We start from the raw sequence: 488 nt of genomic DNA, 5'->3' as shown, positions 1-488 counted from the left end.
GGTCACCACCGCTGTCGGTCCAGCCAGGCATGATCGATCCGCCGCGCTGGCATGGAGACACGTCGCCCAAATTGTCCTACAAATAGCGGCCACTTTCGGGCGGCCCTCCCCAGCCCTTTCCCAATGCAATCGCGAGGACGACATGGAATACCGCACCCTCGGCCGTTCCGGCCTGAAAGTATCGACACTGACCATGGGGACCATGACGTTCGGTGGCGCCGGTGCTTTTTCGGCGGTCGGCAAGACCGATCTCGACGAAGCGCGCCGGATGATCGATCTCTGTATCGACGCCGGCATCAATGTCATCGACACCGCCAATGTCTATTCGAACGGCATTTCCGAAGAAATCATCGGCGAAGCGCTCGGCGGCAAGCGCAAGGGCGACGTGCTGATCGCCTCCAAGGCACGGATGCGGATCGGCAAAGGTCCAAACGACGAAGGCCTGTCGCGCCATCACCTGATTCGGGAATGCGAGAAGAGCCTGAAGC

At 60.9% G+C, this 488-nt stretch carries 1 protein-coding gene; it reads left to right on the top strand.

Annotation, left to right across the window (positions count from 1 at the left end; all coding sequences use genetic code 11):
* Nucleotides 1–142: 142 nt before the first annotated feature.
* Nucleotides 143–488 (top strand): aldo/keto reductase (locus tag ENZ75_RS33905; RefSeq protein WP_164888287.1); only part of this gene is annotated, 346 nt, incomplete at its 3' end.

This window comes from Mesorhizobium sp. M7A.F.Ca.CA.002.04.1.1 (assembly GCF_004022805.1).
Taxonomy (GTDB): Bacteria; Pseudomonadota; Alphaproteobacteria; order Rhizobiales; family Rhizobiaceae; genus Mesorhizobium; species Mesorhizobium ciceri.
This window is presented reverse-complemented; position numbering and strand designations above follow the sequence as displayed.